Source organism: Ectopseudomonas khazarica (genome assembly GCF_017915135.1).
Taxonomy (GTDB): Bacteria; Pseudomonadota; Gammaproteobacteria; order Pseudomonadales; family Pseudomonadaceae; genus Aquipseudomonas; species Aquipseudomonas khazarica.
The window spans coordinates 2,006,014-2,029,059 of the sequence record NZ_CP068551.1; the positions used below are offsets into that span (position 1 = coordinate 2,006,014).

24 protein-coding genes are annotated in these 23,046 nt (G+C 67.0%); 17 read left to right on the forward strand and 7 right to left on the reverse strand.

The features are described from left to right. Nucleotides 1-43 precede the first annotated feature (43 nt). The 6 genes from JLK41_RS09530 (at nt 44) to JLK41_RS09550 (ending at nt 5,909) form a co-directional block, all read left to right on the forward strand. Nucleotides 44-1,249 (forward strand): MFS transporter, encoded by a 1,206-nt coding sequence (locus tag JLK41_RS09530; protein WP_134677957.1) that lies wholly within the window; start codon nt 44-46, stop codon nt 1,247-1,249. After that, a complete protein-coding gene (locus JLK41_RS25445) occupies nt 1,246-1,371 on the forward strand; it encodes a hypothetical protein (RefSeq protein WP_256663111.1) in 126 nt (41 codons plus the stop codon). Before JLK41_RS09530 ends, JLK41_RS25445 begins: the two co-directional genes overlap by 4 nt. Nucleotides 1,372-1,433: 62 nt before the next feature. Continuing rightward, nucleotides 1,434-1,985: a glutathione peroxidase gene (locus JLK41_RS09535; protein ID WP_037053543.1), complete on the forward strand. Its 552-nt coding sequence runs from the start codon at nt 1,434-1,436 to the stop codon at nt 1,983-1,985. A 126-nt stretch (nt 1,986-2,111) separates the two neighbouring features. After that, nucleotides 2,112-3,041, forward strand: a complete 930-nt coding sequence (locus JLK41_RS09540) for an esterase/lipase family protein (RefSeq protein WP_210390897.1) — start codon at nt 2,112-2,114, stop codon at nt 3,039-3,041. Nucleotides 3,042-3,086: 45 nt separating this feature from the next. After that, nucleotides 3,087-4,148: a lipase secretion chaperone gene (locus JLK41_RS09545; protein ID WP_210390899.1), complete on the forward strand. Its 1,062-nt coding sequence runs from the start codon at nt 3,087-3,089 to the stop codon at nt 4,146-4,148. Between the two features lie 12 nt (nt 4,149-4,160). After that, the gene (locus tag JLK41_RS09550) at nt 4,161-5,909 is read left to right on the forward strand and encodes a hybrid sensor histidine kinase/response regulator (protein WP_210390900.1); all 1,749 of its coding nucleotides are present in this window, start codon (nt 4,161-4,163) and stop codon (nt 5,907-5,909) included. Here the strand turns inward: JLK41_RS09550 and JLK41_RS09555 are convergent, their stop codons facing one another. The 4 genes from JLK41_RS09555 to JLK41_RS09570 all read right to left on the reverse strand — a co-directional run bounded on the left by JLK41_RS09555 (nt 5,910) and on the right by JLK41_RS09570 (nt 9,546). Then, nucleotides 5,910-6,521, reverse strand: a complete 612-nt coding sequence (locus JLK41_RS09555) for a response regulator transcription factor (RefSeq protein WP_210390902.1) — start codon at nt 6,519-6,521, stop codon at nt 5,910-5,912. Nucleotides 6,522-6,584: 63 nt separating this feature from the next. Then, entirely contained in the window at nt 6,585-7,859 is a 1,275-nt protein-coding gene (locus JLK41_RS09560; protein WP_210390903.1) for an OmpP1/FadL family transporter, read from the reverse strand. Between the two features lie 153 nt (nt 7,860-8,012). Then, a complete protein-coding gene (locus JLK41_RS09565; RefSeq protein ID WP_037053528.1) occupies nt 8,013-8,492 on the reverse strand; it encodes a hypothetical protein in 480 nt (159 codons plus the stop codon). Between the two features lie 199 nt (nt 8,493-8,691). Beyond that, nucleotides 8,692-9,546 (reverse strand): sulfurtransferase, encoded by an 855-nt coding sequence (locus JLK41_RS09570; RefSeq protein ID WP_210390904.1) that lies wholly within the window; start codon nt 9,544-9,546, stop codon nt 8,692-8,694. Nucleotides 9,547-9,904: 358 nt separating this feature from the next. On the opposite strand from JLK41_RS09570, the gene gdhA reads away from it, so the two are divergent. Together gdhA and JLK41_RS09580 are read left to right on the forward strand one after the other, a co-directional pair. Beyond that, a complete protein-coding gene (gene gdhA / locus JLK41_RS09575; protein WP_134677962.1) occupies nt 9,905-11,242 on the forward strand; it encodes an NADP-specific glutamate dehydrogenase in 1,338 nt (445 codons plus the stop codon). A 92-nt stretch (nt 11,243-11,334) separates the two neighbouring features. Beyond that, nucleotides 11,335-12,015 (forward strand): spermidine synthase, encoded by a 681-nt coding sequence (locus JLK41_RS09580; protein WP_150609132.1) that lies wholly within the window; start codon nt 11,335-11,337, stop codon nt 12,013-12,015. A gap of 42 nt (nt 12,016-12,057) precedes the next feature. Here the strand turns inward: JLK41_RS09580 and JLK41_RS09585 are convergent, their stop codons facing one another. Beyond that, the gene (locus JLK41_RS09585) at nt 12,058-13,119 is read right to left on the reverse strand and encodes an SMP-30/gluconolactonase/LRE family protein (RefSeq protein WP_175253593.1); all 1,062 of its coding nucleotides are present in this window, start codon (nt 13,117-13,119) and stop codon (nt 12,058-12,060) included. A gap of 131 nt (nt 13,120-13,250) precedes the next feature. Between JLK41_RS09585 and rnd the strand changes: the two genes are divergently transcribed. From rnd to JLK41_RS09625, 8 genes are all read left to right on the forward strand, one after another. After that, entirely contained in the window at nt 13,251-14,384 is a 1,134-nt protein-coding gene (rnd, locus tag JLK41_RS09590) for a ribonuclease D (protein WP_134677964.1), read from the forward strand. Next, nucleotides 14,381-14,674 (forward strand): YcgL domain-containing protein, encoded by a 294-nt coding sequence (locus JLK41_RS09595; RefSeq protein ID WP_047589720.1) that lies wholly within the window; start codon nt 14,381-14,383, stop codon nt 14,672-14,674. The genes rnd and JLK41_RS09595 overlap by 4 nt, the downstream gene beginning before the upstream one ends. 3 nt (nt 14,675-14,677) lie before the next feature. Then, nucleotides 14,678-15,610 (forward strand): D-2-hydroxyacid dehydrogenase, encoded by a 933-nt coding sequence (locus JLK41_RS09600; protein WP_210390905.1) that lies wholly within the window; start codon nt 14,678-14,680, stop codon nt 15,608-15,610. 86 nt (nt 15,611-15,696) lie between these two features. Next, nucleotides 15,697-16,146: a YcgN family cysteine cluster protein gene (locus JLK41_RS09605; RefSeq protein ID WP_037053499.1), complete on the forward strand. Its 450-nt coding sequence runs from the start codon at nt 15,697-15,699 to the stop codon at nt 16,144-16,146. A 100-nt stretch (nt 16,147-16,246) separates the two neighbouring features. Continuing rightward, entirely contained in the window at nt 16,247-17,473 is a 1,227-nt protein-coding gene (locus tag JLK41_RS09610; RefSeq protein ID WP_134677967.1) for a hypothetical protein, read from the forward strand. A 127-nt stretch (nt 17,474-17,600) separates the two neighbouring features. Then, nucleotides 17,601-18,125 carry an RNA polymerase sigma factor gene (locus JLK41_RS09615; RefSeq protein ID WP_037053494.1) on the forward strand — a complete coding sequence of 175 codons (525 nt, stop codon included), beginning with the start codon at nt 17,601-17,603 and terminating at the stop codon, nt 18,123-18,125. Then, complete coding sequence (locus tag JLK41_RS09620; RefSeq protein ID WP_210390906.1) at nt 18,122-19,081, forward strand: FecR family protein; 960 nt, start codon at nt 18,122-18,124, stop codon at nt 19,079-19,081. The genes JLK41_RS09615 and JLK41_RS09620 overlap by 4 nt, the downstream gene beginning before the upstream one ends. Before the next feature lie 97 nt (nt 19,082-19,178). After that, a complete protein-coding gene (locus tag JLK41_RS09625) occupies nt 19,179-21,716 on the forward strand; it encodes a TonB-dependent receptor (RefSeq protein ID WP_210390907.1) in 2,538 nt (845 codons plus the stop codon). A 3-nt stretch (nt 21,717-21,719) separates the two neighbouring features. Here the strand turns inward: JLK41_RS09625 and JLK41_RS09630 are convergent, their stop codons facing one another. Next, entirely contained in the window at nt 21,720-22,070 is a 351-nt protein-coding gene (locus JLK41_RS09630; protein WP_037053485.1) for a YajD family HNH nuclease, read from the reverse strand. Nucleotides 22,071-22,145: 75 nt separating this feature from the next. On the opposite strand from JLK41_RS09630, the gene JLK41_RS09635 reads away from it, so the two are divergent. Continuing rightward, a complete protein-coding gene (locus tag JLK41_RS09635) occupies nt 22,146-22,454 on the forward strand; it encodes a hypothetical protein (protein WP_210390908.1) in 309 nt (102 codons plus the stop codon). Here the strand turns inward: JLK41_RS09635 and JLK41_RS09640 are convergent. Continuing rightward, the gene (locus JLK41_RS09640) at nt 22,451-22,921 is read right to left on the reverse strand and encodes a Crp/Fnr family transcriptional regulator (protein WP_037053474.1); all 471 of its coding nucleotides are present in this window, start codon (nt 22,919-22,921) and stop codon (nt 22,451-22,453) included. The two genes, JLK41_RS09635 and JLK41_RS09640, sit on opposite strands and share 4 nt — an antisense overlap. Nucleotides 22,922-23,046 lie beyond the last annotated feature (125 nt).

A 23,046-nucleotide genomic window follows, 5' to 3' on the forward strand; every position in this document is an offset into this window, starting at 1 on the left:
TACTGCCCATGCGGCCACTGACGGCCGCTCGCTGGAGATAACAATGACAACTGCATGGCGTTCTTCCACCTGGCTGTTGCTCGGCGCATCGCTGATTCTCGCGTTGTCGCTCGGCACCCGGCATGGCTTCGGCCTGTTCCTGCCGCCGATGAGCGCCGAGTTCGGCTGGGGACGTGAAGTGTTCGCCTTCGCCATCGCCCTGCAGAACCTGATCTGGGGTCTGGCGCAGCCGATCACCGGGGCGCTGGCCGATCGCTTCGGGGCACGCAAGGCCGTGGTCATCGGCGGTGTGCTGTACATGCTCGGGCTGATATTCATGGGCATGGCCGATTCGCCGCTGAGCCTGTCGCTCAGCGCCGGCCTGCTGATCGGTATCGGCCTGTCCGGCACCTCGTTCTCGGTGATTCTCGGCGTGGTGGGCCGCGCCGTACCGGTGGAAAAACGCAGCATGGCCATGGGCATTGCCGCCGCGGCCGGCTCCTTCGGCCAGTTCGCCATGCTGCCGGGCACCCTGGGCCTGATCGGCTGGCTGGGCTGGTCGTCCGCCCTGCTGGCGCTGGGGCTGCTGGTGGCGTTGATGATTCCGCTGGCGGCCATGATCCGGGAGACCCCGCCGCCGGCCAGCAATGGTCCGGAGCAGACGCTGGTCGAGGCGCTGCGTGAAGCCACCAGCCACTCCGGCTTCTGGCTGCTGGCACTGGGCTTCTTCGTCTGCGGCTTCCAGGTGGTGTTCGTCGCCGTGCACCTGCCGGCCTATCTGGTGGATCACGGCCTGCCGGCGCTGACTGGCACCACCGTGCTGGCCCTGGTCGGGCTGTTCAACATCTTCGGTACCTACATCGCCGGCTGGCTCGGCGGGCGCATGGCCAAGCCGCGTCTGCTCAGTGCCCTGTACCTGCTGCGCGGGGTGGTCATCAGCCTGTTCCTGGTGGCACCGCTGACGCAGTGGAGCGCCTACCTGTTCGGCATCGCGATGGGCCTGCTGTGGCTGTCGACGGTGCCGCTGACCAACGGCACCGTGGCGACGCTGTTCGGTGTGCGCAACCTGTCGATGCTGGGCGGTATTGTCTTCCTGTTCCACCAGATCGGCTCGTTCCTGGGCGGCTGGCTGGGGGGCTATCTGTACGACCATACCGGCAGCTACGACCTGGTCTGGCAGATTTCCATCGGCCTGAGCGTGATGGCTGCCGCGCTGAACTGGCCGGTGCGCGAGGTGCCGGTGGCCCGCCTGCAGGCGGTGCCGGCGTGAGCAGCAAGGTCACGCTCTGCGCGGCCGTGGCACTGGGCCTGGGGGCGCTCCTGGCCCTGGCCTGGTGGGGCTGGCGCCAGGGTGGCCTGGCCCTGCTGCAACTGGGCGTCGGCATCTGCTAGTTGCCTGAGGCGTGGCCTGCGAGTAGCGTGAGCGGATCGCATCATCGTCCGAGATTCCTGCCATGTCACTGCGTCACATCGCCTGTTCCCTGCTGCTCTCCAGCCTCGCGCTGCCCCTGCTGGCCGCCGAATGCCCGGCGCTGCTGCAGGGCGAACTGCCCAAGCTGCGCAGCAAGGGCGCCAGCGTCGATCTCTGTCAGTTCGCCGGCAAGCCGCTGGTGGTGGTCAACACCGCCAGCTTCTGCGGTTTCACGCCGCAGTTCAAAGGTCTCGAAGCGCTGTACCAGCGTTACCAGGACCAGGGCCTGGAAGTGCTCGGCGTGCCCTCCGATGACTTCCGCCAGGAGTCGGACGATAGCGCGGAAACCGCCACCGTCTGCTACGTCAACTACGGCGTCACCTTCACCATGACCGAACCGCAGCCGGTGTCCGGTGATGACGCCATCGCCCTGTTCAAGGGCCTCGCCGAGCAGAGCCGGCAGCCACGCTGGAACTTCTTCAAGTACGTGGTCGACCGTCAGGGCAAGGTGGTGGCAAGTTTCTCCAGCCTGACCAAGCCGGATGATCCCGAGCTGATCGCCGCCGTGGAAAAGGCCATCGCCTCGCAACCCTGAGCCCACTCTTCGCTGTACGGCCCTTCACCCATCTGGGCGATGGGCCGCATCCGCTCGCCTGCCTAGACTGGCCAGGCGCCGGACGCAGTTCCCCGGCGTGCCCACAAGAACAATAAGGAGGCACCCATGCGTCGCGTCTATACCGCTGCCATCGCCACCCTCGCTCTGCTCGGCGCCGTCGAGGCCCAGGCGGGCGACTACACCAAGACCAGGTACCCGATCGTGCTGGTGCACGGCGTGACCGGCTTCAACACCATCGGCGGCCTGGTCAACTACTTCCACACCATCCCCTGGAACCTCGAACGTGACGGTGCCCGGGTCTATGTCGCCAGCGTCGCCGCGTTCAACGACAGCGAGCAACGTGGCGCCGAGCTGGCGCGGCAGATCGTGCCCTGGGCGGCGGCCGGTGGTGGCAAGGTCAACCTGATCGGCCACAGCCAGGGCTCGCCGACCTCACGGGTGGCGGCGTCGCTGCGCCCGGACCTGGTGGCGTCGGTCACCTCGGTCAACGGGGTCAACAAGGGCTCCAAGGTGGCCGATGTGGTGCGTGGCGTGATCCCGCCTGGCAGCGGCATCGAAGGTGGCGCCAATGCCATCGCCAACGCGCTGGGCGCCCTGATCAACCTGCTCTCCGGCTCAAGCAATCCGCAGAGCGGCATCGACGCCCTGGCCACGCTGACCACGGCCGGGACCAACGCGCTCAATGCGCGCCATCCCTGGGGCGTGAACAGCAGCAGCTACTGCGCCAAGTCCAGTGAAGTGCAGAACGTTCGTGGCCACAGCATCCGCTACTACTCGTGGACGGGGAACTCGGCCTACACCAACGTGTTCGACGCGGCCGACCCGTTCCTGGCGTTTACCGGCCTGGTCTTCGGCAGCGAGAAGAACGACGGCCTGGTCGGCGTCTGCTCGACCTACCTGGGGCAGGTGATCGGCGACAGCTACAACATGAATCACGTCGACGCGATCAACCACCTGTTCGGTATTCGCGGCTGGACCGAACCGGTGTCGCTGTATCGCCAGCATGCCAACCGCCTGAAGAACAAGGGCGTCTGATCCTGAAGAGTGCGGCGGGGCCTGGCTCCGCCGCAGCGAGGCGACATGTCCAGATTCCTCGGTTTTTCCCTGGCCGCCGTGCTCCTGGCCGGCGGCCTCACGTTCTACTGGCGCTGGCCCGCCCCGTTGCCGCCAGCAACAGCTGCCGCGCGCGCTGAGCCCGGCGCTGTGCCGGTGCAGTCGCCTGAGGTGCCGGTGGCCCCCGCGCGGGTTTCCGGCATGGCCCAGGCACCTGCCGCCACGGCGCTGCCGAGCCTGGCCGGCACCACGGTGGATGGCCAGCTGCGCAGCGACGCGGCCGGCAACCTGGTGCTGGACCTGGCCGTGCGCGATTACTTCGACTACTTCCTCAGTGCCGTCGACCAGTCCGGTCTCGATGCGGTGATCGAGGTGCTGCTGGCCGACGCCGGCGCTCGCCTGGAGGAACCGGCCCTCGGCCAGCTGATCGGCCTGCTGGGTGACTACCTGGACTACAAGCGCGCCAGCATGGCGTTGCTGCAGCAGCCGCTGCAGAGCAGGCAGCAAGCCGATCCGCAGGCGCAGTTGCAGGTGCTGCAGGCGGCCCTCGCTCAGCTCGACGAGCTGCGCCGCGGCCATTTTTCTGCGGCGGCGCAGGAGGCGCTGTTCGGTGCGGAGCAGGCCTACGCCCGCTACACCCTGGACAGCCTGGCGCTGCAGCAGCGCGACGACCTCGACGCGGGGCAGCGTGCGCAACTGCTCGAGCAGTTGCGCGAGCGCCTGCCGACGGCGCTGCGCGAGAGCGAACAGCGCCAGCAACTGGCGTTGCAGCAGCTGCAGCACAGCGAGCAGCTGTGGCGCGACGGGGCGGACGAGCAACAGGTGCGCGAGTTCCTGGCGATGACCTATGATCCGGATACCGTGCAGCGCCTGCTGGCCGAGCAGCGTCGCGAGCGTGACTGGCAGCAGCGCTACCAGGCCTACCGCAGCGAACTGGCTGGCCTGCAGGGCCAGGGGCTGAGTGCGACGGATGGCGAGCAACTGCAGCGCCAGTTGCGTGAGCGGCTGTTCGCCAGTGAAGACCGATACCGTGTGGAAACCTATGACGCCATCGCCGCCAAACAGCTGGAGTCGTCGGGCGCGCCCTGAGGAGCGCCTGCGTTGAGCGAGCAGCAGCTGCTGGCCCAGCAGCGCCGTGGCTATCGTTCGCTGTGCTTCGTCGCACCGCTGGAGGCGGGCTTCGCCGAACACCGGATGCAGCGCATTCGCCGGCGCCTGCCGCTGATCGCCGCCACTGCCGCGCTGTTCCAGGTGATCTATGCGCTGCTGGACTTCCTGCTCATGCCGCTGTCGGTCAGCCTGTCGGTCCTGCCGTTGCGGGTGCTGGCGCTGACGGCGGTCCTGCTGTCGTTTCTCTACTGCCGTCGTGCCGCTGCGCCACTCGCCCGGGTGCCGCCGGTCTATGCGGCGGCTTACTGGGTCAATGGCGTCAGCGTCGCGCTGATCGTGCACCTGTGCTGGCTGCAGGGCGTGGCGATGCCCTATGACGGCCTGTTTCTCATCCTGCTGTTCGGCTATGCGCTGCTGGGGCTGTCGTTTCGCGCGATCAGCCTGTGCAGCTGGAGCTTCTGCCTTCTGTTCGCCGGCCTTGGCGCGGTGTTCGGCGAAAGCGGTGGCGCACTGGCCTATCAGGGGCTGTTCCTGTTCTGCGCCAACCTGATCGGTACGGTCGGCGCCTACATGCAGGAACATGGCCAGCGCGGCGCCTGGCTCAACCTGCGTCTGCTGGATCTGGCGCGCCAGCGGGCAGAGGCCGATGACGCACGCAAGCTGCGGCTGCTGGCGGCGGCCAGTCACGATCTGCGCCAGCCACTCAATGCCATGGGCCTGTATGCCGAACACCTGGTGGAGCAGGGCGGTGACCAGCAGACCCGGCGCATCAGTGCGCGCCTGGCCGCATCGGTGGAGCAGCTCGGGCGCCTGCTGCAGTCGTTGCTCGACTACACCCGGCTGACCTTGCCGGGTGGTGTGCAGGCGCGGCCACATGCCTTCGCGCTGCGCCCGCTGCTCGAACGTCTGCTCGCCGAGGTGGCCCCGGAGGCACGCCAGCAGGGGCTGCAACTCGACCTGCAGTGCGCTGAGCTGGGGGTGTGCAGTGACCCGCTGCTGCTGGAACGCCTGCTGCGCAACCTGCTCAACAACGCGCTGCTGCACGCGCAGGCCCGGCACCTGCAGGTGACCGCACGGGCTGACGGCGATGCCGTGGCGCTGCAGATAGCGGACGATGGTCGGGGCCTGAGCGAGGCCGAGCAGGCGCAGGTGTTCGAAGAGTTTCGTCAGCTGGACAACCCCGGGCGCAACGCCGAGCGCGGGCTGGGGCTTGGCCTGGCGATCGTCAGGCAGCTGGCGCAGGTACTGGATCACCCGCTGCGCCTGGATTCACGGCCTGGCGCTGGGGCGCGCTTCGTTCTGCGTCTGCCGCTTGCCGGGATCCCGCTGCCGGTCGCGCGCGGTGAGGGTGCGACGGCGTTGCGCGGGCGGGTCCTGCTGCTCGAGGACGACGCCACCGGGCGCGAGGCGCTGGCCGGCCTGCTGCGCCGCTGGGGCTGCGAGGTACAGGCCTGTGCCGACCTGACGACGGCGTTGCAGGCGGCGAGCCGGGAAGCGCCGCAGCTGGTGATCAGCGACTACCGCCTTGGCGGCGGGGAGGATGGCCTGCAGGCCATCGAGCGCTTGCGCGAGGCGGCCGGGCAGATGCTGCCGGCCTTGCTGATCAGCGCGGACCTGAGCCCCGAGCTGCATGAGCGCTGCCTGCCGGCGCATGTTATGCCGCTGGCCAAGCCGCTGCTGCCGGCTCGTCTGCGTCAGGTGCTGGCGACCCAGTTGCAGGCGCGCCAGGCCGTCAGCTGATCACAGCCAGCCGCGTTGCCGGGCGGCGCTGACGCAGGCGGTACGAGTGTGCACGGCGAAGGTTTCGAACAGCGTCTTGAGGTGGGTCTTCACCGTGTCTTCGGCCAGGCCCAGCTGGCGGCTGATGGCCTTGTTCGGCAGGCCTTCGGCCAGCAGCTGGAGGATTTCCAGCTGGCGCGGGGTGAGCGGAGAGGCATTGCTCGGCGCCGGCAGCGTTTCACCGAGCAGAACGCGCGTCACCGCCTGGCGCAGGGCATTGCCGTCGGCACTCTTGGGAATGAAGCCGAGGGCGCCGGCGGCCAGCGCGGCCTGGGCATCCAGCGACGAGTCGCTGGCGCTGAGGATGGCCACCGGTGTGCTTTCGCCCCGGGACAGCCAGCGCTGCAACAGCTCCAGGCCCGGTTCGTCAGGCAGGCGCAGGTCGAGCAGGATCAGGTCGTATGCATGCTGGCGCAGGCATTGTTCCGCCTTCGCGGCGCTGTGCGCGGTGTGGATCAGCAGGTTCTGGCTGAGGGGCGACAGGGCCAGGGACAGGCCATCGAGGAAGATGCGGTGGTCGTCGACCAGCAACAGGCGGAGGTGTTCGGGCAGGGTGGTGCAGAGGGCAGTCATGATGTACTCACGCGGCTTTTCTTGTTGTTCTGCCGCGTGAGTGTAGCCAATGCCGGGCGTCGATTAGAAGCGGTAGCTGAGCGATGCCCCCAGGCCGTGAGCGCTGTTCTTGTAGCGCGCGCTGTAGCTGCCGCGGGTCGAGCTCTGGTGGTTCACGTCCACCGTCTCTTCCTGCAGGTAGGAATAGGCCACGTCGATGGTCATGTCCGGGGTCGGGCTCCAGCCGGCGCCAAGGCTGAAGATGGTGCGGTCGCCGGACGGCACGCGCGGCGAGCGGTCGGTGTTGTTGATCGGCGACTGGTCGACGGCGATACCGGTGCGCAGCGTCCATTGCGGGCTGACCCGGTACGACAGGCCGATCGCGTGGGCCCAGGTGTCGTGCCAGTTCTGCTCCTCGACGATGGTGGAGAGGTTCGCCGGCAGCGTGGCGGCATCGTTCTCCACACGGATTTCCTTGAAGCGGCTCCAACGCGTCCAGGTACTGCCCAGGTGCAGCGTCAGGGCGTCGGTGAGGTCATGGGTGATCGACAGGTCCACCGACTCGGGCGTGGTCAGGTCAAGGCTGGCGTCGTACTTGCCGGACAGGCCGGCCAGCGCGCCGCTGGCGGAGACCCGGGTGTCGCCTTCCAGCTCGTACTTCACGCGCGAGTGATAGGTCAGGCCGGCGCGGGTGCGGGGGCTGAACTCGTAGAGCACGCCGGCATTGAAGCCGACGGCGGTATCGTCGCCCTTGACCCTCACCTCGCCATCGTTGCGGCCGGGGCTCAGCGGGTTGAGCAGGGAAGAGCTGAGTTCGCCTTCGATATGGTTGAAGGTCGGGCCGAAACCGACCGACAGCTGGTCGTTGAAGCGATAGCTCAGCGTCGGCTGGATGGTGATCACGCGCACGTAGCTCTTGTTGGCGTAGTAGCGCCCCTGGAAGCCGTTCTCGTAGTCGGTCATCAGGCCGAAGGGCGCATAGATGCCGAGGCCGAATGCGACCTTGTCATCCAGTGGCTTGACGAAGTAACCCATGGGCACGCCGGTGGTCGGCACCATGTCGCCGTCGTTGCTGCCCGACAGGGAGAGCGGGCCGGCGCTGGCGCTGGCATGGCTGATATCGGTCTTGGCATGAATGGCTGCGGCGCCGAAGTACACCTCGCTGCGCTTGAGGCGCGACATGCCGGCCGGGTTGCCGAATACGGTGCTGGCGTCATCGGCGGACGACGAGCGCCCTGCGAACGAGGTGCCCATACCGGAAATGCTTTGCTCGTTGAGTGTGAAGCCACTGGCGAAGCCATGGCTCGACGTGGCGGTGATGGCGACGGCCAGGCCTGTCTTGAGAAGGCGTTTGCTCACGGGGGGAAGCTCCTGTGGTGGGGCGAGGGGGGCGCACGCTACAGTTTTTCCTGACCAGTGCCAAGGCGCTTAAGTTCCCGAAATAGAGCGTATTGTCGGACAATTGTCTGAATTTTGCGCAGATATGGGCGCAATGCTTTCATGTCCGATCGGTCAGGCTACCTGGCTGACCTGGTCGATGTGCCGGTGCCAGGCATCGAGAAAGTCGGTCTGGCGCCCGCAGGGCTGGAACACCTTGCACCAGATTCGCCCCAGGGCGGGTACGTCGTCGGCCGCCGGCAACTCCAGTTGCTCGGCTTCCACCAGCAGCCAGGCGATGGCCGTGGCGTAGCGCAGGTTGACCGTCAGTTCCAGGTGCGGGGCTTCGAGGAAGGCATGCTGGCTGGCCAGGCCGCGTACCCGGCTGGCCAGCTCCGGGTCACGGGCCAGGTGCTGGTCCCAGAGCGCCAGGTGGCGTTGCTCGCTGATGCGATAGAGACCATGGCCGTGCGGGGTGTCGAGTGCGCTGCCGAGGTCCGACTGACAGGCCGCGGCACCCAGCAGCAGGGCTTCGGCCGTTGCGCTGTGACGTTGCAGGTAGAGCAGGGTAGGGCGGATCACATGCTGGCTGAGGTCGCAGGCGGCTATTCCCATGGCATCCTCGCGAAAGGTGCCGGTGGGGCCGGGCGCGTGGCAGCTGTTCTAATGGTTCTTCGATAAAGGCCCCACCGGGAGCGGGGTTAGCCGCTCATTTTCAAGTCTAGTGCGATATTTCAGCCGTAAAGGGCTGTTTTTAAATTGATTCCGGATTTCAGTTATTGGGCATATTTCCTTTGGTGCTTAGCGCCAGGGCTCAGTCGCCGGTGGCGATCGGATGCGCCGGGTTGGTGATCCACTCGCTCCAGGAACCGGCATACAGCGCGGCCAGCGGGTAGCCGGCGAGGCTCATGGCGAACAGGTTGTGGCAGGCGGTGACGCCGGAACCGCAGTAGGCCACCAGGTCGTCCAGCGGGCGCTCGCCGCGCAGCGCGTCGAAGCGTTCGCGCAGCGCCGCGGCGGGCAGGAAGCGGCCATCGGCCCCGAGGTTGTCGGTGAAGGCCGCGCACTGGGCCCGTGGAATGTGCCCGGCAACCGGGTCGAGCGGCTCGACTTCACCGCGAAAGCGCGGCAGCGCGCGGGCATCGAGCAGGGTCAGGTCGGGACTGTCCAGGCGTGCCGCCAGTTGTTCGGCGCTCAGCAGCAGGCTGCTGTCGGGTTGCGCGGGGAAATCGCCGGGGGTGCTGTCCGGCTGCGCCGTGGTCAGCTCGAAGCCGGCCTCGCGCCAGGCCTTGAGACCGCCATCAAGCAGGTACAGGTGATCGCGCTTGCCGAGCCAGAGCAGCAGCCACCAGGCGCGTGCGGCGTAGGCACCGGGGCCATCGTCATACAGCACCACCTGGCTGTCGCTGCGCAGGCCGCAGGCGCGCAGACGTTCGACCAGGGTGCTGGGGTCCGGCAGCGGATGGCGACCGGTGACGCCCTTGACCACCGGTGCGGACAGGTCCTGCTCCAGGTCGACGAAATGCGCCTCGGGCAGATGCCCGTCGAGGTAGCTGCGGCGCCCGTAGCTCGGGTCTTCGAGGGCGAAGCGGCAGTCCAGGAGCAGCAGGTTCTCCTGGCCCAGACGTTGGCGAAGCTGTTGCGCGCTGATCAGTTGAGCGAGTGGCATGGAGCCTCCGGTGTCGTGTACGCGTTTGCCGGCATCATACCGCCTGGCCAATCCGGCGCACGCAGTTCGATGTCTCGCCAGGAAGGCGCCATTTCATGCCGGGTCGGCAACCCATCGCGCAAGGTGCGAACCTGCTCCGTTACGCCGCCTCGTGAGTCTTCGGGCAAAAATAGTGCAACCTGATGTGTATTTTTGGTGCGTATCAGGGCGCTGCGGGCCTCTGTAAACCAGTGATTCATTGCTGTTTCATGTCGCCGTGCACCTGAAAGTTTCATCAAGGCGACATTTTGATCTGTTTTGGTGCCTTTTCGCCTGATAGAGTGCCGGCCACTTTGTCTGCGTGGCGTCGAGGTGCCGCATGTCGTTGTCCGTCGATTCTTTCCTGGCGCGCCTGAAGCAGCGCGATCCTGATCAGCCAGAATTCCATCAGGCGGTGGAGGAGGTGGTGCGCAGCCTGTGGCCCTTCCTCGAAGCCAACCCGCGTTATCGCGATGCCGGCATTCTCGAGCGCATGGTCGAGCCGGAGCGGGCCATCCTGTTCCGTGTGCCCTGGGTGGATGATCGCGGCCAGGTGCAGGTCAATCGCGGCTTCCGCATCCAGATGAGCAGCGCCATCGGGCCCTACAAGGGTGGCCTGCGCTTTCACCCTTCGGTGAACCTCGGCGTGCTCAAGTTCCTCGCGTTCGAGCAGGTGTTCAAGAACTCCCTGACCTCGTTGCCCATGGGTGGCGGCAAGGGCGGTGCGGACTTCGACCCCAAGGGCCGCAGCGAAGGCGAGGTGATGCGCTTCTGCCAGTCGTTCATGAGCGAGCTGTACCGCCACATCGGCGCCGACCTGGATGTGCCGGCCGGTGACATCGGTGTCGGCGCTCGTGAGATCGGCTATCTGTTCGGCCAGTACAAGCGTCTCTCCAACCAGTTCAGCTCGGTGCTGACGGGCAAGGGCCTGAGCTACGGCGGCAGCCTGATCCGCCCGGAGGCCACGGGCTACGGCTGCGTGTACTTCGCCCAGGAGATGCTCAAGCGCATCGGGCAGGGTTTCGCCGACAAGCGGGTGGCCATCTCCGGCTCCGGCAACGTCGCCCAGTACGCGGCGCAGAAGGTCATGGACCTGGGCGGTCGGGTCATTTCGCTGTCCGACTCCGAGGGCACGCTGTATGCCGAGGCCGGCCTGAGCGCCGAGCAGTGGCACTACCTGATGGAGCTGAAGAACGTGCGTCGCGGTCGGCTGCGCGAGATGGCCGAGCACTATGGCCTGCAGTTCCTCGCGGGGCAGCGCCCATGGAACCTGGCGTGCGACATCGCGCTGCCCTGCGCGACGCAGAACGAGCTGAACGGCACGGATGCCCGTGCCTTGCTGGGCAACGGCTGCATCTGCGTGGCCGAAGGCGCCAACATGCCCTCGACCCTGGAGGCCGTGGACCTGTTCGTCGAGGCCGGCATCTGCTACGCGCCGGGCAAGGCCTCCAACGCCGGCGGCGTGGCCACCAGCGGCCTGGAAATGAGCCAGAACGCCATGCGCCTGCACTGGAGTGCCGGTGAGGTGGACGAGCGCCTGCACGGCATCATGCAGAACATCCACCATGCCTGCGTGCACCACGGCGAGGAGAATGGCCGGATCAACTACGTCAAGGGCGCCAATGTCGCCGGCTTCGTCAAGGTCGCCGATGCCATGCTGGCGCAGGGTGTGGTCTGAGCGACCCCCGCTGCAGATGACGTTGCTGTGTCGGGCGGGCGATTCAGGCATGCTGCCTGCCTTATCGCTCGTCACGCAGGTTTGCGCTCCGCATGAAACGCTTCGTTTTGCTCGACACCGCTCCGATCCCGGGTACGGACGGTGCATTGAACCTGTTCGAATACGGGGACGATTTCGTCATCAAGATTGCCGGCGGCGATGGCGGGCAACTGATGAATACACGCATGCACGGCTCGGAAGATGCTCTGGCCGCGATTCCCTGCAAGCAGATTGCCGGGCGCCCGCAGGCGCGGGTGCTGATTGGCGGCCTGGGCATGGGGTTTACCCTGGCCTCGGCTCTGCAGCACCTGGGGGCTGACGCCGAGGTCGAGGTCGCCGAGCTGGTGCCGGGAGTGGTCGAGTGGAACCGTGGCGCGCTGGGCGCGAAAGCCGGTCATCCGCTGCGCGACCCGCGTGCGCTGATCATTCAGGAGGACGTCGCCAAGCTGCTGCAGGCTGCCGAGCAACGCTACGACGCGATCATGCTGGATGTCGACAACGGCCCGGAAGGGCTGACCCAGAAGGGCAATGACTGGCTGTACAGCATGCCCGGACTGTATCAGTGCGCCAGGGCGCTGCGCCCTGGGGGCATGCTGGCGGTGTGGTCGTCCAGCGCCGACCGGGCCTTCTCGGAGAAAGTGCGCAAGGCGGGCTTCAAGGGTGAGGCGGTGCAGGTCTATGCCCACGGCAATCGCGGCACGCGGCACACCATCTGGATCGCCCGGAAGGTCTGAACAAGCGGCCCGTGCCTGCAACGGGCAGGGCCGCTTCGTCGCTCAGTGAAGCGGCAGCTTGCCGATGCGGTCGTTGTCCAGGCTGCCGAAGTACAGGTAGTCACCCACCGGTTTCACCGACGTGACCATGCGCAGGTGCGTGCCGCTGGTGTCATGCAGGCTGCGGACGATCTTGCCGTTCTCGTCGAGTGCGATGGCGAAGCCATAAGGAATCGCCTTCGGCCACAGTGCGCGCGGCAGCTTGGCCAGTTGCGCCTTGAGCCAGGGGTGGCGATGGAGGAAGTCGGCGTCCGCCTTGCGCGGCGTCGGCAGGGCCACCCAGAAGGTGCCCTTGCGGTCGCCTTGCAGGTTGTCCGGCAGGCCCGGCAGGTTGTCGATGAACACCTCATGCTGACCGGCCCGCTCGCCCTTGAGCCAGTAACGGGTGATGCGATAGCGATAGGTTTCGTTGACCAGCACGAAGTCCTCGTTGGCCGACAGCGCCACGCCGTTGGCGAAGTACAGGCCATCGAGCAGCACGCGGGTCTCGCCGGTGCTCGGGTCATAGCTGAGCAGGCGTCCATGCGGGCGCGCTTCGAGCAGGTCGAGCAGGTAGTCCGGTTGCTGGAAGCGCGATGAGGCGTCGCTGAAGTAGATGATGCCGTCGCTGGCGATGTCCAGGTCGTCGGTGAAGGCGAAGGGCAGGCCGTCGGCCTCTGTGCTCAGCACCTCGATGCGGCCCTGCGGATCGATGCGCAGCAGGCCCTTGTAGGCATCCGCGAGGATCAGGTTGCCGGCGGCATCGAAGTCCATGCCCAGCGGGCGGCCTCCGGTATCGGCGAAGGTTTCCACGCTGTCGTCGGCCAGCACGCGGACGACGCGGCCATCATGCAGGCCTGCGTACACCCGGCCCTGGGCATCGACTGCGGTGTCCTCCGGGCCGTGGATCTGACCGCGCGCCAGCAGCTCGGCTTTCATCAGGGTGTCGTTGGGCTCCAGCACAGCGGTCATCGGTGGTGCCTCGGGCGCTTCCCAGGGCAGGGGATCGATGGGGCTGGGCGTGAGCGCCAGGTAGAGCGCTGCCGCGAGCAACAGCAGGACGGGCAGGGCGAGCAGTTTCTTCAGCATTGTTGTTCTTCCGTGTCGGAGGGCGATGCGCGGCACAGGTTACACAGATCGAGCCTCCGGCGGCAGCTCGCTGCCCGTCGAGTGGCCAGGGCATATATACTGCGCGCCATTGTTCATGGGAGAGCCGCGTGGCTAACGACATTCACTGGATTCTCGACGACGCCAGCCTGGCCGAGCACTGCGCCGTCTGGCAGACGCTGCCCTTCGTCGCGCTGGACACCGAGTTCATGCGCGTCGACACCTTCTATCCCATCGCCGGGCTGCTGCAGGTCAGCGGCGGCGACGGCGCCTACCTGATCGACCCGCTGCGCATCAGCGACTGGGCGCCATTCGCCGCGCTGCTCGAAGCGCCCAGCGTGGTCAAGGTGCTGCATTCGTGCAGCGAGGACCTGGAAGTGTTCCTGCGCCTGACCGGTAGCCTGCCGGCGCCGCTGTTCGACACGCAACTGGCGGCCGGTTACCTCAACCTCGGTTTCTCCATGGGCTATTCGCGCCTGGTCCTGGCCTTGCTCGACATCGAGCTGCCCAAGGGCGAGACCCGTTCCGACTGGCTGCAGCGGCCGCTGTCGGCGTTGCAGGTGCGCTATGCCGCCGAGGATGTGCTGCATCTGGTGGAGGTGTACCGCGCCCTGTCCGCCCGCCTGGCACCGCAGAAGGTCGAGTGGGTGCTGGAGGACGGTGCCGAACTGGTGGGCAACCTGCACCGCGAAGTCGATCCGGAAGACGCCTGGCGCGATGCCAAGCTGGCCTGGAAGCTTTCCCGTCAGCAGCAGGCGGTGCTGCGCGCCCTGTGTGCCTGGCGCGAGCGGCAGGCGCGTGCGCGCAACCAGCCGCGCAACCGTGTGTTGCGCGAGCATTCGCTGTGGCCGCTGGCGCGTACGCAGCCCGACAACCTGGTCGCCCTGGCGCGCATCGAAGACATGCATCCGAAGACCGTGCGTCAGGATGGTGAAACCCTGCTGCAGCTGATCCGCGATGCGGCGGCACTGCCGCCCGAGCAATGGCCCGAGGCGTTGCCCGAGCCGCTGCCAATCGAGGCCTCGGCACTGCTGAAGAAACTGCGCGCCGTCGGCCAGCGCGAGGGCGAGCGCCTGGATATCGTGCCGGAGCTGATGCTGCGCAAGAAAACCCTGGAAGCCCTGTTGAAAACGGGTTTCCCCAACGGTCCGTATCAACTGCCCGATTCCCTGCGCGGCTGGCGCCGGGAGTTGATGGGCCAGGCGCTGCTCGACTGCCTGGCCAGCGAAGGAGAATCCGCGTGAAACGCATCTGCTCGATCTACAAAAGCCCGCGCAAGAACGAGATGTACCTCTACGTGCTCAAGGCCGATGCCCTGACCCGCGTGCCCGAAGGTCTGCTCGCCGTGTTCGGCCCACCCGCGCATGCCTTCGACCTGGTGCTCAGCCCCGAGCGTCAGCTGGCGCGCGAGGACATCGCCCAGGTACTGGAGAACCTCGAGAAGCAGGGCTATCACCTGCAGATGCCGCCGCCCGAAGAGGATTACATCCAGCACCTGCCCGATGAGCTGCTGTGCCGTAACGATCCGGTCTGAGTCATGCGCCTGCTGATCGCCGAAGACAAGCACGCGCTGTATGCCGAGCAGGTCCGCCGTGCGTGCCCCGGTCTGCAGCTGGTGGCGAGCGCCGAGCCGGCGCGTTTGCGCGAGGCCGCCGGGCAGTGCGAAGTCTGGCTGGGCCAGCCGGACCTGCTCACGCCGCTGCTGCGCGAGGGTTTGTGCCCGCACTGGTTGCAGTCGACCTGGGCTGGCATCACGCCGCTGCTGGCGACCGACCTGCCTCGTGATTACCGCCTGACCCGCGCCGTCGGCATCTTCGGCCAGGTCATGGCCGAGTATGTGCTCGGGCACATGCTGGCGCATGAGCGCCGCTTGTTCGCCCGGCTGGCGGCGCAGGTCGCGCAGCAGTGGGACAACGGCCAGCCACGCAGCCTGCGCGGGCGCCGGGTGCTGGTGGTCGGCTGCGGTGACATCGGCCAGGCCGTGGCCGAGTTTCTCGCGCCGTTCGGCGTGGAACTGCGTGGCCTGGCCAGTCAGGCGCGCGAGCAGGCACCCTTCCTCGAGGTGGCGGCGCTGGACGAGCTGCCCCGCTTGAGCGCCTGGGCCGACTACGTGGTCAATCTGCTGCCGGACACGCCCGCGACCCGTGACCTCTACGACGCGTCGCTGTTCGCCCGTTTCCGCCCGCAGGCGCTGCTGATCAACGCCGGACGCGGCACGGCGGTGGTCGATGCCGACCTGGTGGCCGCGCTGGAACGGCAGCAACTGGCGGGGGCGGTGATCGACGTATGCCGCGAGGAGCCCTTGCCGGCCGGGCATCCGTTCTGGGCGGCACCGCGCCTGTTGCTGACCGGGCACAGTTCGGCACCGACCGACCCGTTGCTGATGAGCGCGCTGTTCCTCGACAACCTGTCGCGCTGGCAGGCCGCAGCGCCCCTGCGCGGTGAGGTGGACTTCAGTCGCGGCTATTGACCTGCCGTTCGCCCCGCGCGGCTTGGCCCGGGCGGGCGCACGAGCTAGACTGCCGCGCTTTTCTCCGCCGAGTCCATACTGCCGTCATGGCCGCCAAAGTCGAACCCTTCTGGAAACGCAAGACCCTCGCCCAACTCGACCAGGACGAGTGGGAATCACTGTGCGACGGTTGCGGCCTGTGCTGCCTGCAGAAACTCGAGGATGAAGACGACGGCGCCGTCTACTACACGCGCATCGCCTGCAAGTTGCTGGACCTGAAGACCTGCCGTTGCAGCGACTACGCCAATCGGGTCAAGCACGTGCCCGACTGCATCCAGCTCACGCCGGCGCAGGCCGACCAGTTCCAGTGGCTGCCACCGACCTGCGCCTATCGCCTGGTCAGCGAGGGCAAGGACCTGCCCCTGTGGCATCACCTGGTATGCGGTGACCCGGAGGCGGTGCATATCGAGCGCATCTCCCAGGCTGGACGCATGCTCAGCGAGAACAGCGTCGCCGAGGACGACTGGGAAGAGCACCTGATCTTCCGCGCGGGTTGATCGCCTCGCCACTTCGTGGCAAATCTGTCGGGCGCCCATGGAATTGCCCCGGGGTGTCGCGGTCATATGCCGCCAGTTCCCGCACCAGGAGTGTTGCTCGATGTCCCTTCGCTTGCCGTTGTTATCGTCTCTGCTGCTTCTGAGCCTGCCGGCCTTCGCCGCGACCCAGAAGGTCGATCTGGATTATCGCGTGCGCTTCCTGCCGGACAGCGATCAGGCCGAGGTCAGCATCACCCTGGAGAAGGGGGAGCGCGTCCGCAGTCTGGATTTCAACCTGGGTGACGACGGGCGCTACAGCGACTTCGAGACCGACGGCCAGTGGTCACAGGAGGTCGCCGGGCGCGGCAAGTGGCAGCCGGGCAAGGGCAAGAGCGTGCTCAGCTACCGGGTGCAGATCGACCATGAGCGCAAGTCGGGGCGCTATGACGCGCGGATGACCAAGGACTGGGTGCTGCTGCGTGGCGACGACCTGGTGCCGGCGGCCAAGCTCGATCAGCAGGACAAGACCGAACTGGTGTCGCGCCTGCAGTTCGACCTGCCCAAGGGCTGGAAGAGCGTGGAAACCGGCTGGCCACGCATCGGCAAGAACCGTTTTCGCGTCGACAATGCGCAGCGCAAGTTCGACCGTCCGACCGGCTGGATGCTCGCCGGCAAGCTCGGCACCCGGCGCACGCGCCTGGGCGATACCGAAGTCGCCATCTCCGCGCCGGTGGGCGAGGGCATGCGGCGCATGGATATCATGACCTTCCTCACCTTCGTCTGGCCGCAGTTGCAGCAGGTATTCCCGCGTGATCCGAGCAAGCTGCTGATCGTCGGTGCCGGCGATCCGATGTGGCGTGGCGGCCTGTCGGCGGCCAATTCCTACTACATGCACGCCGATCGCCCGCTGGTCAGCGAGAATGGCACCAGCTCCCTGGTGCACGAGCTGGTGCATGTCTTCGGGCGCATCTACGGGCGCGAGCGCAGCGACTGGATCGCCGAGGGCCTGGCCGAGTACTACGCCATCGAACTGGTGCGCCGCGCGGGCGGCATCAGCGAGGAGCGTTACCAGAAGATCCGCGAGCAGCTGATCGACTGGAGCAAGCCGGTCAACAGCCTGCGCACCGATCACGCCACCGGGCCGGTGACGGCGCGTGCGGTGCTGCTGCTGCAGGAACTGGATCGCGAGATTCGGCAGAAGACCAAGGACAAGGGCAACCTGTCACTGGACGACGTGACCCGCGGGCTCATGCGCCTGGACCGGGTCAGTACCCAGGATTTCATCGACATCACCGAGAATGTCATCGGTGGTCCGTCGAAGACGCTGGATACGCGCCTGCTGCGTTGAGTTGACCTGCATACGATAACTGCTATTAAATGATAGTTATTATCATTAATTGGCGCCTTCGGGCGCCTCATGCAGTTAGGGGGCCTCGTGCAGGCAGTCTGTTGCACCGCGCCCGCTGGTGCCGTCCGTGGATGAGCAGTTTCGCGGCACCTTCTCGTCGGTCTACCGCAGCGTCCACACGGAACTGACGCGCTTCTTCCGCAAACGCCTGGAAAGCCAGGCCGATGCCGCCGATCTGGCTCAGGACGCATTCGCCCAGTGGCTGGGCTGGCGGGATCGCGCAGGCGTCGAGCAGCCGCGCGCCTTTCTCTTTCACATCGCCCGCAACCTGCTGCGTGACCACTGGCGTCGCCAGCAGCGCCAGGGCCAGCGCGAGCCGCTGGAAGCGATCGCGGATACCGCCGCCACGCAAGCGAGTCCACTGGAACGTCTTGACCAGCAGCAGCGCCTGCGACAGCTGGCCCGTGCCCTGGAGGGCCTGCCACCGCGACGGCGCGAGGCGCTGATCCTGCACCGCTTCGAGGGCCTGTCGCAGAGCCAGGTGGCTGAGCGCATGGGCATCTCGCTGAGCATGGTGGAAAAGCACATCGCCGCCGCCCTGCTGCATTGCCGGCAGCAACTGACGCCTGACACAGGGAAGGATGAGCAATGAGCGAACTTCGAGTCGACCCGACGTCGCCTGACGAGCAGGCCGCCCTCTGGTTCGCCCGGCGCCATGGCGATGCCTTCGGCGCCCGCGACGAAGCCGACCTGCAGGCCTGGCTGGCGGCCGACCCCGCCCATGCCGAGGCGTACGCCGACCTGCAGCTGCTCTGGCAGGACATGGCCCAGCTGCCCAGGCCGCCGATTCCGGCTGAACGCCCGGCGCCCCGGCGGCGCTGGCGGCGCTGGCGTTCGCTGGCGGCAGCCGCCTGCCTGGTGCTGCTGGCGCTGCTGCCGGCCTGGCTGGATGTCTCGCCGGATGGGGCACTTACCCTGGTCAGCGGGCCGCAGACGCCCCGCGAGGTGACCCTGGAGGATGGCAGCCGTATCCATCTCAATCGCAACACGCGCCTGGAGGTGCGCCTGCTGGCGGAGCGGCGCGAGGTCGAACTGGTGCAGGGGCAGGCGTTCTTCGAGGTGGCCCGGGATGTGCAACGGCCGTTCCGGGTGCAGGCCGGGGAGGGGAGCGTGCAGGTGCTCGGTACGCGCTTCGACGTGCGCCGTGGCCGCGAGCTGCTGACCGTGAGTGTGGAGAGCGGGCGGGTCGCCCTGCAGCCACGCGCGGATGCCCCGCTGGTCGAGCTGCTGGCAGGGGATCGCGCGGTCTACGACGGCAACCGGGGCACCTTGCTGCGCTCGCGGGTCGCCGACGGTGAAGTGGCCAGCTGGCGCTCCGGGCGGCTGGTCTTCCAGCAATGGCCACTGGCACAGCTGCTCGATGAGCTGTCGCAGTACGGCGCGACGCCGGTGTCGTTCGGCGATGCCGCGCTGGCCGCCAGGCAGGTGTCCGGCAGCGTCGATCTGGCGCGGCCCGACGACTTCCTCAGCGCCTTGCCGGTGCTCCTGCCGGTGAAGGTCGAGTCGCTGGACGATGGCAGCGTTCGGCTCATCAGTGCGCCTGAGTAAAAATATTTTCATTCTCATATGCGGGTATTTTTCATTTAAGCGTCTTCCATGCCAACCACCTCATGCCGTGGTGGTGTTGCAAGCAGTGGAGACCCGCATGAAAACCCGCATTTCGCCCAGTGCCTGGTGGCGTTCCCGCACCGGTGCCGCCCTGATGATCGGTTGCCTGATGGGGGCAACCGCCCAGGCGCAGCCACGTGATTTCGATCTGGCCGCGCAGCCCCTGGGCAGCGCGCTGACGGCCCTGGCCCGGCAAGGGCAGCTGCAGATCTTCTTCGAGAGCGATCAGGTCCAGGGGCTGCAGGGGCCCGCGCTGCGCGGGCGCTACGAACCCGTCGAGGCGCTGCGGCAGTTGCTGCGCGGCAGCGGCCTGGAACTGGTGGAGGCCGCGGGGAGCTTCGTGGTGCGCCGCATGCCGGTCTCGACGACCGAGGCCAACGCCATCGAACTGGGCTCCGTCAGCATCGTGGGCGACGGCCGCCAGGTCGACTCGGCCAGCGTCGGGCGCTCGACGCTGACGCGCAAGGAGATCGAGCGTCAGCAGGCGGAGAACATTCCCAGCCTGCTGCAGACGCTGCCGGGCGTGAGCATGGGCGGGTCGTCCAAGCAGGGTGGGCAGACGGTCAACATCTGGGGGCTGGGTGATGCCGAGGACGTCCCGTTCAGCCTCGACGGCGCGTCCAAGAGCGGCTTCGAGCGCTACCAGCAGGGCACGGTGTTCATCGAACCCGAGCTGATCAAGCGCATCGAGGTCGAGAAGGGGCCCTATTCGGTGTTCACCGGCAACGGCGGCTTCGGCGGTACCGTGCACATGGAGACCAAGGATGCCCCGGACCTGCTCGAGGAGGGACGTGACCTGGGCGCCATGCTCAAGTACGGCTATCACAGCAACGACCAGCAGAAGCTCTACAGCGGCGCGGTCTACGGCCGCAGCGAGGATGCCCGCTTCGACGGCCTGGCCTACCTGACCACACGCGATGGCCGCGACATGAAGCTGGCCGGGAACATCCAGCTCGAACCCGAGTACGAGTACCCGCAGCGCTATCCGTTCACCGACAAGAAACTCGATGGCGCCTTGCTCAAGGGCAACTTCCGGCCGAACGACGAGCACAGCTTCGGCCTGACGTTCATGCGTTCGCGCAGTGACGAGTTCGTCCCCTTCAGCGCGGCCAGCTTCCTGCTGCCGAGCAAGTACAGTATCGACCGCTACGGCAGCCTGGAGGCGGCCATGCGCCGGCTGATGGCCGATCGCGAGGTGACCGACACCACCTGGGCCGGCCGCTATCGCTACCAGCCACTGGACAACCCCTGGATCGACCTCGAGCTGAAGGCTTCGTGGTCCGAAACCGAGCAGATCGACGAGCGCGGCGAGGATGCCAGCTACTCGCTGGCCACCGGTGGCAAGTGGATGCGCACGGACTATCAGGACCGGGTCGTCGAGATGCGCAACACCAGTCGCTTCGACACCGGCGTACTCGGCCACGAGCTGACCGCAGGGGTGGCCTGGCACGGCCACAAGCGGGACGTGCTGATGTACCTGCCGGGCTCCACCTACAATCGTCCGCAGTACAACTATGGCTGGTTCCAGCCTTACTTCATGCCGCGCGGCTCGCAGACGTCGCGCAGCGCCTACCTTCAGGACGCGATCACCCTGGGCGACCTCACCATCACTCCGTCATTGCGCTTCGACACGGTGCGCAACCAGGGCAAGGAAAACCTGGCGTCGAACTACAACAACCCCGAGCGCGGGCATGACTATCGGGCGCAGACCTACACGGGCTGGTCGCCGCGTCTGTCGCTGTTCTGGCGGGTCACCGACGAGTTCGCCCTGTTCGCCGACTACGCCCGGACCTGGCGCGCGCCGGTGATCGACGAGCAGTACGAACTGCAGAACAGCACGACCATCGGCGGAACCAGTCGCGGCCTGGACGCCGAGCGTATCCGCGCCTTGCGTGCAGGCAGCGTGGTCAGCCTCGGCAACCTGCTGCGCGAGGGCGACAGCCTGCAGGTCCGCACGACGGTGTTCCACCACCGGATCGAGGACGAGATCTTCAAGCTGCGCAGCATCGCCTGCGAGCGCCAGGCTGCGGAGGGGGGCTCCATTTCCGCGAAGTGCGGCGAATACCTGCCGTTGTCCAACTACCGCAACCTGCCAGGCGTGACGCTCAAGGGGTTCGAGGTGGAGACCTACTACGACAGCGACCGCCTGTTCGGCAGCCTCACCTATGCCTGGGTCAGCGGCAAGCACGACGGTGCCTACAGCAATCCCTGGGGGCCGGACGTCTGGGCCCGCGACGTGCCGCCGGCGAAGTGGGTCGCGACGCTGGGCCTGAAGGTGCCCGAGGCGGACCTGCTGATGGGCTGGCAGGGCGAGTTCGTGCGCAAGACCGACCGCTTGCCCAGCGACTTCTACGATGTCTCCGGCGAGAGCGTGTGGGATCAGCACGACAACGACAGCTACGACACCCACCGGCTGTTTGCGGAGTGGGCGCCGACGATGAAGGGGCTCAAGGGCACGCGGGTCAACCTGACCGTGGACAACCTGTTCAACCGCTTCTATCGACCGGCGCTGAGCGGCGACGGTGCCTACAGCCAGGGGCGCAATGCCAAGATCAGCGTGACGCGCTTCTTCTGACGATCAGGACTTCTTCAGCAGATCCGCCAGGCCGGCCAGGCCCTTGTGCGTGACCTTGCTGCCAGAGCCGGCGCTGGCCGCTTCCTCTTTCTGGTAGTGCAGGTCGACCTGGCGCTGGTGCTCGTTGTCGTGGCAGTACAGGCACAGCAGCTCCCAGTTGGAGCCGTCTTCCGGGTTGTTGTCGTGATTGTGGTCGCGGTGGTGCACGGTCAGCTCGCTCAGGCGCTTGCCGCTGAACTCGCGACCGCAACGGCCACAGAAGTGCGGGTACATGCGCAGCGCCTTTTCCCGGTAGCTGGTTTCGCGGCGCTGCTGGGCCTCGGCGAGAATCTTGTCGAGCTTGCTGGTGGTCATGAGTCGTTTCACTGGAACGTTCGTGGGTGGGTGTTGCCAGAATAGAACGAAAGCGCATCGCGCAGGAGGTCTTCGATGAAGCATGTCAGGCCCTGGCTGGCCACTCTGCTTTTGCTCGCGGGGCAGGCCCTGGCCGAGGGGCAATCCGCACCGCTGCTGCGCATGCCGGAAGCGCCGACGCAGCCCACCACCAGCCAGCCTTATGCCCGGCCGGCACAGACGCCTGCCGGGCGCTCGGAGTTGGCGCCGCTGTTGCCGGCGCCGCGCTCCGCACCGGCGAAGGACCTGCCGCTGGAGTCGCTGCAGCAGCAGTTGCGGCGCAATCAGCAGGGTGGCGACGAGCGCCGCAGCCCTGGCGCGAGCGAGACGCGGAAGACCGACTAGGGCTGGTTGACCAGGCGCCCGTCGGCCATGCGCAGGCGCCTGGACATGCCCACGGCGATGGCGCGGATCACCTGGGCGGCCGTCCTCGGGCTTTCCTGCAGCATCTTGTCCAGCGCGTCCTTGCCCAGCGACAGCAGCACGCAGTCGCAGGTGGCCACGCAACTGGCCGAGCGGCGTTCACCGTCGAGCACGGCCATCTCGCCGAAGGCGCGGCCACGGCGCAGGCGGGTCACCTCGACCTCGTCGCCGCTGGCATTGCTCTTGCGGATCGAGACGCTGCCCTGGACCAGGATGCACATGAAGGTACCGGCGTCGCCTTCGCTGAAGATCGCCGTCCCCTCGTTGATGCGATTGAGGTTGAAGTAGCCGGCGGCGGTCTGCACGTCGCTGCGATCCAGGGTGTCGAACAGGCCGCAGTCGAGCAGCATGTCGCGGATCGCGTCGATCAGGTGGGAGGTATCGGACATTGGGGCGTCACGCTGAAAGAACGAGCTGGCGACCTTAGCGTCTGCAATCGGCGTTGCCAATCCCGTCTTCCTGCCGATGTGACGGGCAGCAGGCAAACCCGGCAGGGCGGCGTCGCGTTCACCGG

Excerpts from the sequence above, each read along its gene's own strand:
- JLK41_RS09530 (WP_134677957.1), top strand. The coding sequence starts at position 44 with ATGACAACTGCATGGCGTTCTTCCACCTGGCTGTTGCTCGGCGCATCG.
- JLK41_RS09535 (WP_037053543.1), top strand. The coding sequence starts at position 1,434 with ATGTCACTGCGTCACATCGCCTGTTCCCTGCTGCTCTCCAGCCTCGCG.
- JLK41_RS09540 (WP_210390897.1), top strand. The coding sequence starts at position 2,112 with ATGCGTCGCGTCTATACCGCTGCCATCGCCACCCTCGCTCTGCTCGGC.
- JLK41_RS09545 (WP_210390899.1), top strand. The coding sequence starts at position 3,087 with ATGTCCAGATTCCTCGGTTTTTCCCTGGCCGCCGTGCTCCTGGCCGGC.
- JLK41_RS09555 (WP_210390902.1), bottom strand. The coding sequence starts at position 6,521 with ATGACTGCCCTCTGCACCACCCTGCCCGAACACCTCCGCCTGTTGCTG.
- JLK41_RS09565 (WP_037053528.1), bottom strand. The coding sequence starts at position 8,492 with ATGGGAATAGCCGCCTGCGACCTCAGCCAGCATGTGATCCGCCCTACC.
- JLK41_RS09570 (WP_210390904.1), bottom strand. The coding sequence starts at position 9,546 with ATGCCACTCGCTCAACTGATCAGCGCGCAACAGCTTCGCCAACGTCTG.
- gdhA (WP_134677962.1), top strand. The coding sequence starts at position 9,905 with ATGTCGTTGTCCGTCGATTCTTTCCTGGCGCGCCTGAAGCAGCGCGAT.
- JLK41_RS09580 (WP_150609132.1), top strand. The coding sequence starts at position 11,335 with ATGAAACGCTTCGTTTTGCTCGACACCGCTCCGATCCCGGGTACGGAC.
- JLK41_RS09600 (WP_210390905.1), top strand. The coding sequence starts at position 14,678 with ATGCGCCTGCTGATCGCCGAAGACAAGCACGCGCTGTATGCCGAGCAG.
- JLK41_RS09605 (WP_037053499.1), top strand. The coding sequence starts at position 15,697 with ATGGCCGCCAAAGTCGAACCCTTCTGGAAACGCAAGACCCTCGCCCAA.
- JLK41_RS09610 (WP_134677967.1), top strand. The coding sequence starts at position 16,247 with ATGTCCCTTCGCTTGCCGTTGTTATCGTCTCTGCTGCTTCTGAGCCTG.
- JLK41_RS09620 (WP_210390906.1), top strand. The coding sequence starts at position 18,122 with ATGAGCGAACTTCGAGTCGACCCGACGTCGCCTGACGAGCAGGCCGCC.
- JLK41_RS09625 (WP_210390907.1), top strand. The coding sequence starts at position 19,179 with ATGAAAACCCGCATTTCGCCCAGTGCCTGGTGGCGTTCCCGCACCGGT.
- JLK41_RS09630 (WP_037053485.1), bottom strand. The coding sequence starts at position 22,070 with ATGACCACCAGCAAGCTCGACAAGATTCTCGCCGAGGCCCAGCAGCGC.
- JLK41_RS09635 (WP_210390908.1), top strand. The coding sequence starts at position 22,146 with ATGAAGCATGTCAGGCCCTGGCTGGCCACTCTGCTTTTGCTCGCGGGG.
- JLK41_RS09640 (WP_037053474.1), bottom strand. The coding sequence starts at position 22,921 with ATGTCCGATACCTCCCACCTGATCGACGCGATCCGCGACATGCTGCTC.